The 7,687-nt window shown below is 74.2% G+C and carries 8 protein-coding genes; 2 read left to right on the top strand and 6 right to left on the bottom strand.

The window, feature by feature from the left end:
- Positions 1–145: 145 nt before the first annotated feature.
- Complete coding sequence (locus ABD976_RS27945) at positions 146–433, top strand: MGMT family protein (protein WP_345368062.1); 288 nt, start codon at positions 146–148, stop codon at positions 431–433.
- Here the strand turns inward: ABD976_RS27945 and ABD976_RS27950 are convergent.
- The 6 genes from ABD976_RS27950 to ABD976_RS27975 all read right to left on the bottom strand — a co-directional run bounded on the left by ABD976_RS27950 (position 415) and on the right by ABD976_RS27975 (position 6,880).
- On the bottom strand, positions 415–1,248 hold the full coding sequence (locus tag ABD976_RS27950) for a uroporphyrinogen-III synthase (RefSeq protein ID WP_345368063.1): 834 nt from the start codon (positions 1,246–1,248) through the stop codon (positions 415–417). The two genes, ABD976_RS27945 and ABD976_RS27950, sit on opposite strands and share 19 nt — an antisense overlap.
- Before the next feature lie 77 nt (positions 1,249–1,325).
- A complete protein-coding gene (locus ABD976_RS27955) occupies positions 1,326–2,531 on the bottom strand; it encodes an erythromycin esterase family protein (protein WP_345368064.1) in 1,206 nt (401 codons plus the stop codon).
- 3 nt (positions 2,532–2,534) lie between these two features.
- Positions 2,535–3,332, bottom strand: coding sequence for a TIGR02569 family protein (locus ABD976_RS27960; RefSeq protein ID WP_345368065.1), 798 nt, complete (start codon positions 3,330–3,332; stop codon positions 2,535–2,537).
- Positions 3,333–3,429: 97 nt separating this feature from the next.
- Positions 3,430–4,602 (bottom strand): adenylyltransferase/sulfurtransferase MoeZ, encoded by a 1,173-nt coding sequence (gene moeZ / locus ABD976_RS27965; protein ID WP_345368066.1) that lies wholly within the window; start codon positions 4,600–4,602, stop codon positions 3,430–3,432.
- A 207-nt stretch (positions 4,603–4,809) separates the two neighbouring features.
- Positions 4,810–5,742 carry a DUF3152 domain-containing protein gene (locus ABD976_RS27970; protein ID WP_345368067.1) on the bottom strand — a complete coding sequence of 311 codons (933 nt, stop codon included), beginning with the start codon at positions 5,740–5,742 and terminating at the stop codon, positions 4,810–4,812.
- Positions 5,743–5,887: 145 nt separating this feature from the next.
- Positions 5,888–6,880, bottom strand: a complete 993-nt coding sequence (locus ABD976_RS27975; RefSeq protein WP_345368068.1) for an alpha/beta fold hydrolase — start codon at positions 6,878–6,880, stop codon at positions 5,888–5,890.
- A gap of 108 nt (positions 6,881–6,988) precedes the next feature.
- Between ABD976_RS27975 and ABD976_RS27980 the strand changes: the two genes are divergently transcribed.
- Positions 6,989–7,606, top strand: coding sequence for a TetR/AcrR family transcriptional regulator (locus ABD976_RS27980; RefSeq protein ID WP_345368069.1), 618 nt, complete (start codon positions 6,989–6,991; stop codon positions 7,604–7,606).
- The last annotated feature ends 81 nt before the right edge of the window (positions 7,607–7,687 follow it).

The raw sequence follows: 7,687 nt of genomic DNA on the forward strand, positions 1-7,687 counted from the left end.
AACTACTGTCCACACCCGGCCACGTTGCAACGACCAATTGAAACCACCGCCCCTCACTCAGGACTCGAACGGGTGAGGGCGCGGTCGGCGTCGGCTGCCGGACGGTTCGGTCGGCGGGCATCGGCGACCCGGTAGGTTCGGCGGCGTGGACGAGGAGATCTGGGAGCGGGTGCGGTCGGTCGTCGCCTCGATCCCGCCGGGGCGGGTGCTGAGCTACGGCGACGTCGCCGAACTCGCGGGCATCCGCTCACCCCGCCTGGTCGGGCGCATCCTCGGCGAGGACAGCGCCGACCTGCCCTGGTTCCGCGTGCTGCGCGCGAGCGGCACCACCGCCGAACACCTCCGGCACCGGCAGCTCGAACTGCTGCGGGCCGAGGGCGTGCTCGCCGACGGCGGCAAGGTGGACATGCGCCGCTACCGCTGGAGCGGGTAGCGCGCGGGCAGCTCGTCGACGACCAGCTGCACCAGCGCGGCGGTCCGCGACCGCGGCGGCACCAGGTGCGGCAGTCCCTCGTCGGCCCACGGCGCGGCGGTGACCGGTCCGACGCAGGCCACCAGCACCCGGTCGCGCACCGCCCGCCGCAGCTCCTCCCCACGGCCGGTGCGGTCGGCCCGGCCGAGCACGTTGGCCGAGGCCGCGGCGCTGGTGAACGGCAGCGCGTGCACCGAGCCCGCGATCGCCGCGTCGATCACGGCGTCCAGCGGCGCCAGGTCGGCCGGGTCGGTCCAGCGGTAGACGGGGACCGGCACGACCTCCGCGCCGGCGGCGGTGAGCGCGTCGCGGAACCCGCGCATCGGTTCGCCGTGGATCTGCACCGCGATCCGCTGCCCCGCCACGCCGTCGGTCAGCAGGTGGTCCAGCACCTCCGCCGACTCCTCGGAATCGGCGCTCCAGCCCTCGGTCAGCCCGGCGCCGCGGACCGCGCCCCGGGCCTTCGCCCCGCGCGCCAGGACCTCCGCGGACCGCAGGTGCGCCAGCAGGCGGTCGCCGACGCCGCGCTGCGCGGCGGCCTCGACCCAGCCCCGGAAGCCGACGCCGGTGATCGCCACCACCCGGTCCACCGGCGCGGCCAGCACCGCGTCGGTCGCGGCGGCCAGCTCGCCGTCCTCCGGCAGCGGCACCGTGCGCAGCGCCGCGCCGAGCCGCACCTCGGCGCCCCGGCGCCGGAACACCGCGGCGATCTCCTCGGCCTTGCGCTCGGCGGTCACCCCGACGGTGAACCCGCGCAGCGGCTCCTGCTCGTCCACCCCACCATCCTCACACCCCGATCACCCTCCCCGCCACGAGCGGGGACCGCCGTCAGCGAGCGGAGCCGGCAGCGTCCTCAGCCGAGCAGCGTCGACGGGGTGATCCGCTCCACGAGGACCAGCCCGTCGTAGTCCTCGGCCAGCACGGTCGGGGTGTACCCGAGCCGGTAGAACGGCGACTCCACGGCACCGTGCTGCCGGGTCCACGTGCGCGACCGCAACCACTCGGCCGCGGCGGGCGGCGGGTCGTCGTCGCGCAGGTCGACGAGGTGGTCGCCGAGGTGCGCGGCGGCCAGCCGGCCTTCGGCGGTGACCGGCGGGGCCGGGCCCCGGCGGTGCTCGACCGGCCGCGTCGGGGTGCGCCGCGACCACCGGGCGCGGCGGGCCCAGAAGCGGCCGGAACCGAACACCAGGCCCAGCGCGTAGTACCCGGCGCCGAACCGGCGGCGCAGGTGCGCGCCCATCGGCAGCACACCGTCCACCGCGGACCCCGAACGCAGGTGCCCGTTGTGCGCCCAGACCGCGACCGGACCCGAGCCGGCCGCCTCGGCCACCGCTTCGGCCATGAGGCGGTCGCGCACCGAGTACACCGAATCCGGTCCCGACCGGTCCGCGGTGGCCAGCCGCGCGGCGCGGACCAGGTGCGCAGCGTGCTCCCGGACCGGCTCGGGCGCGGACCGCGCGTGCGCGATCCCGGCGACGTCCTCGGCGGTGCGCAGCACCGACGGCGGCAGCGCCGGACCGGTGACCCGGCTGCCCGCCACGGCTTCGAGGTCGTCGGCGTGCCGTGCCGCCGACTCGGGCGCCGCGGCGGCCAGGAAGTCCCGGACGGAATCGACGGCGGCCCGGGCGGTCGCGGAGCTCCCGGGCAGTTGCGGGTCGATACCGGTGAAGCGCACCCGCTGCGCGAGGTCGCGCGCCGCGTTGTGCGCGCGCAGCCACTCCAGCAGCGCCAGCACCTCAGCGGTGTTCCAGGTCCAGAAACCGAGCCCGGCCAGCACCTCGGCGGGGTCGCCGACGCCGCGCACCACGTAGTCGTCGACGGCGCGCGCCGCCGATCCGGCGGCCTCCATCGCCACCACCCGGACGCCGAGCTCGGTGACCAGGAACTCGATCAGCCGGTGCTTGCGGGCGAAGAACTCCCCGGCGCCGTGGACCGCCTCGCCGAGGCCGAACACCCGGACCCCGTCCCAGACCCGCCGCAGCGGCGCCGGATCGGCGTCGAGCGCGACGGCGCGGTCGGCCAACCAGGAGCGCACTCGCGCATCGGTCGGAGGGGGCATCGGTCAGAGGACCTCGAGGACCATCTGGGAGGCGCGTTCCAGCCCGGTGAGCGAGGTCGACGTGGAGCGCGGGTGCAGCGCGTGCACGGCGAGCCGGAACAGCAGCGCGCGCAGCAGGACCTGCGGCCACTCCGAGAGGTGGGACCAGCGCTCGACGATCGCCGCGTCGGCACCGCCCCAGGCCAGCGCGTCGAGGACGGCGACCGCGGCGGCCCACTCGGCGGGGCGCCAGTACGGGGTGAAGTCGATGATCCCGGGGGCGCTGCCGTCGCTGAACAGCACGTTGCCGAACAGGTCGCCGTGCACCACCTGGGCCGGGAGCTGGACCTCCCGCCGGGAGCCGGCGAGCACGTCGTAGAGCCGCCCGCCCTTCTCCTCGGGCAGCACGTACTCCTCGTCGCCCCAGGCCATCCGGTCGGCGAGCGCGTAGATGTCCTGGCGGGCGGCGAGGAACCGCGGCCGGGCGAGGAAGCGGCTGGCGGCGTGCAGCCGCAGCGAGGCGGCCACCACGTCGTCGTGCCGGGGTTCCAGCCTGCCGTCGAGGTTCCGGCTGGCGGACCACCCGGACACCACCCACCGCCCGTCGGTGGACCGGACCGGACGCGCCACCCGGACCTCGTCGGGTTCGAGCAGGTCGAGCGTCTGGGCGACCCAGGCCGCCTCGGCGGTGTTGACGGCGGGCTTGAGCAGGATCTCGCCGCAGCGCCAGGCGACCCCGCCCGCGAGCAGCTCCGGGTCGTCGACGCGCGCACCGAACGCCGCGCGCACGTGCGGCGGGGGCGGCTCCGGCGTAGGACTCACGGGGCAGACGCTACCCCGATCGATCGGGAATCCACAGCAGGCGCTCCGCGCGCGGCGGCGGACGGGCGCCGCTCCCCCGTCCGCCGCCGACCCGCGATCAGTACGTGGGCAGGCTCTGGTCGACCTCGTTGGCCCAGCCCAGGACACCGCCGCCGACGTGCACCGCGTCGGAGAACCCGGCCCGGTGCAGCGCGGCCAGCGCCTCCGCCGAGCGGGCACCGGACTTGCAGTGCAGCACGAGCTGCCGGTCCTGCGGCAGCCCGGCCAGCGCCTCGCCGGAGAGGATGCGGTCCTTCGGGATCAGCGTCGAGCCGTCGATCTTGACGATCTCGTACTCGTGCGGCTCCCGGACATCGATCAGCTCGAACTTCTCGCCCCGGTCGAACTTCTCCTTGAGCTCGCGCGGGGTGATGGTGCTGCCGATCGCCGCCTGCTGCGCCTCGTCGGAGACCACGCCGCAGAACGCCTCGTAGTCGATCAGCTCGGTGACCTTCTCGGCGTTCGGGTCCTTGCGGATCTTGACGGTCCGGTAGGACATCTCCAGCGCGTCGTAGATCATCAGGCGGCCGAGCAGCGTCTCACCGATGCCGGTGATCAGCTTGATCGCCTCGTTGACCATGATCGAGCCGATCGACGCGCAGAGCACGCCGAGCACGCCGCCCTCGGCGCACGAGGGCACCATGCCGGGCGGCGGCGGCTCGGGGTACAGGTCGCGGTAGTTCGGGCCGTGCTCCTCCCAGAACACGCTGGCCTGGCCCTCGAACCGGAAGATCGAACCCCAGACGTAGGGCTTGCCGAGCAGCACCGCGGCGTCGTTGACCAGGTACCGGGTGGCGAAGTTGTCGGTGCCGTCCAGGATCAGGTCGTAGTCCCGGAAGATGTCGAGCGCGTTCTCCGAGGTCAGGTGCGTCTGGTGCAGGTTGACCTGGACGTACGGGTTGACCTCGGCGACGGACTCCTTCGCCGACTCGGCCTTGGACCGCCCGAGGTCGGACTGCCCGTGGATGACCTGGCGGTGCAGGTTCGACTCGTCGACCTCGTCGAACTCCACGATGCCGAGCGTGCCCACCCCGGCCGCGGCCAGGTACAGCAGCGCGGGGCTGCCGAGCCCACCGGCACCGACCACCAGCACCTTCGCGTTCTTCAGCCGCTTCTGACCGTCCATCCCGACGTCCGGGATGATCAGGTGACGGCTGTAGCGCGCGACCTCTTCCTTGGTCAGCTCCGCCGCCGGTTCGACCAGCGGTGGCAGCGACGTTGCGCCGGACATTCCCAGCTCCTCCTCGATGGTCGGGACCGCCGCGCGAAGCCCGGGACGCACCCGGCGCGGCGGCGGGACCGAAGCGTCCTGCCGGGCACCCGCTCACGCGGGCCCGCACGGAATCTCAACGCAAGAGTGGCCGACAACCTTCCGGGACCCAAACCACTCCCACCATCCGGGAGGGGGAGATCCGCCCCACAGCAGCTCGGCGGCGGCTCAGGTCCCGCCGTCGACGATGGGGAACGGCCACGCGTTCGGCTTGCACACGAACCCGTCGGCGGGGATCGCGGCGCCCTGGTCGGCGATCTTGTTCAGCTCGTGCAGCTCGTTGTTCGAGACGCTGAAGGTCTGCTGCATCATCACCGGCGCCAGCGCGCCCGGCGCCGGGCAGGCCACGTGCGGGTTGCCGAAGACGTGCCCGACCTCGTGGTTGATCGCGTACCGGCGGTAATCGCCGAAGTTGCCCTGGAACGACACCGCCCCGCGCACCCAGCGGGCGGCGTTGATGTAGACCTGATCCCCCATCCGGCAGGAGCTGTCGAACGGGACCCCCGCGCTGTAGTCGCACGCCTCCCGGGCGGTCTGCCTGCTCACCAGGATCACCCGGAAGTCCGGGCGCCCGGAGTCGACCCGCTGCAACGAGATCCCGCCCGCCTGCGGGTTGGTCCAGCTCCGCGGATCCGACAGCGTCTCCTGCACCAGCCTGCCGAAGGTCTGGTTGCCCTCGGCGAGGGTGACGCCGACCTCCACCTCCACCGTGTAGCGGTACAGCTCACCGGAACCGACCACCGGGGAGGTGCCGGGCAACACCTCGTAGGTGCGGGCCCCGGCCTCCGGGATCGGGCCGCCCTGCGGCAGTTCGGCGGAGAACATCTCCGTCGGGTAGGTCTGGCCGGCGGGCGCCTCGGTGACGATCGGCTCGTCCTCCGGGGTCGCGCCGGACGCCGCCCGGGGCTGCTCGGCGGGCCGGCCACCGGGCGTCACGGTCTGGAACACGGCCAGCGCGCTGATCACGGCCAGCAGCGGCACCGCGTAGATCCGCCAGCCGTAGCGGGAGAAGATGCCGCGCCGCCGCGTCGGTTCCTCCGGCTCGGGCACCGGGCGCCACGACGCCGCGAGCGGTTCCGCGCGGTCGGGCCGCGGTGGCACCACGCGCGTCCGCCCCGGGCCGGGATCAGGACCGGGAGCGGGCGGACGAGGTCGGCGCGGACGGCTCACGCCGTTCAGGGTGCCACAGCGCTCCGATCTTCCCGCCGAGCAGTGGGCACTCCGCGTGATCACCGCACGCGGCGGGTCACCAGGAGTCGCCGGACCGGACGAGCCCCAGGAGCGCGCGGGCCACCATGCGGGGGCGTTCGAGCTGGGCGACGTGACCGGTGCGCGGCAGCACGAGCAGCCGCCCCCGGGGCAGCGCCCGAGCGGTGCGCGGCGCCTTGCGGGCGCTGATCACCGCGTCCTCGCTGCCCCACACCACGAGGGCGGGCGCCGGGACGCGGGTCAGGCTCCGCCACAGCGACGGCGGCTGCACCCAGGACCGCACCAGCTCGGAGGTGGTGCGGTTGAGCGCGGTCCCGGCCCAGTGCAGCACCTCGCGCTCGCGCAGCTCCTCGACGACTTCGGCGAGCCGGTGCGGCGGCACCACCTCGGGTTCGGCGAAGACGAGCCGGACCAGCCGCTCCGCCCGCTCCCGCGCGGTGACCTCGGCCAGCCGCCGCCGGGCGCGCGCGCCGATCACCGGCAGCGCGGCGGCGATCAGCCTGCGGTCGGAGATGCGGGACGGGCTCGGGCGCAGGTCCGGCACCGCGGGCGAGATCAGCACGAGCCCGGCCACCAGGTCCGGTCGCCGGGCAGCGACCTCGGCGGCCACCGCGCCGCCGTAGGAGTTGCCCGCCAGGTGCACCGGCTCGCCGATCCGGTCGAGCAGCGCGATGAGCACCTCGGCGTGCTCGTGCCGGTCGAACCGGAACCCGTCGGGCGGCTCGGACCAGCCGAAGCCGGGCAGGTCGACGGCGACGCCGCGGAGGTGCCCGCGCAGCACGTCGGCCAGGTCGGTCCAGTTCGTCGAGGACCCCGCCAGCCCGTGCAGCAGCACGGCGATCGGCGCGCCCGGCGGCCCGGGCGTCTCGCGCACGTGCACGCGCAGCGGTCCCCAGCGGGTCAGCACCTCGGCGAACCGGCCGGGCGGCGGGGTCGCGGAAAGATCGACCTGCCCGACACCGTCGTCCGGCAGCGGTACTCTCGTCAGTTCGCGTGCCCCGAGCGGCACCGCGGGCGATGTCGTGGTCACCCGTCCAGCATGACGCGCATCGCGCCGGGATGCCGGTGGCGCCTTCTACCGGCGAGTAAAGTCTGTCGGACGGCCCGCAGCAGGGGAAGGAACCGGGTGGAGGCACGGATGACCGAGACCGCGCAGCCGAACCGCGGAGTGCGGCTGCCCCGCGACGCACGCCGAGCGCAGCTCCTGGAGGCGGCGCAGCACGTGTTCGTGCACAACGGCTACCACGCCGCGGCGATGGACGACATCGCCGAACGCGCCGGGGTCAGCAAGCCGGTCCTCTACCAGCATTTCCCGGGCAAGCTGGAGCTGTACCTGGCGCTGCTGGACAAGCACGGCACGGAGCTGGTCACCCGGGTCCGGGAGGCGATCGCCTCGACCCCGGACAACAAGCAGCGGGTGCGCGCGGCGATCAGCGCGCTCTACGAGTTCATCGGCGGCGAAGGCCAGGCGTTCCGGCTGGTGTTCGAGTCCGACCTGCGCGGGGAGCCCGCCGTGGAGAAGGCGGTGGACGCCTCGCTGGCCGGGTGCATCGACGCGATCACCGACGCGGTGACCGCCGACGCGGGGCTGGACGCCGAACGGGCCCGGCTGCTGGCGGTGGGCCTGGTCGGCCTGAGCCAGACCACCGCGCGCTACTGGCTCGACTCGCCGCACTCGATCAGCCGGGACGAAGCCGTGAGCCTGATGTCCTCCCTGGCCTGGAAGGGCCTCGCCGGCTTCCCCATGCAAAGCTGACCACCCGATCGAGTGCTTCACGCGGAGTGAGGGGCCTTGGGTTCAGGGGGTCGTTGCAACTTCCGTTGTGGGGTAGGGAGT

Source organism: Saccharopolyspora cebuensis, from assembly GCF_039542665.1.
GTDB classification, from domain to species: Bacteria; Actinomycetota; Actinomycetes; order Mycobacteriales; family Pseudonocardiaceae; genus Saccharopolyspora; species Saccharopolyspora cebuensis.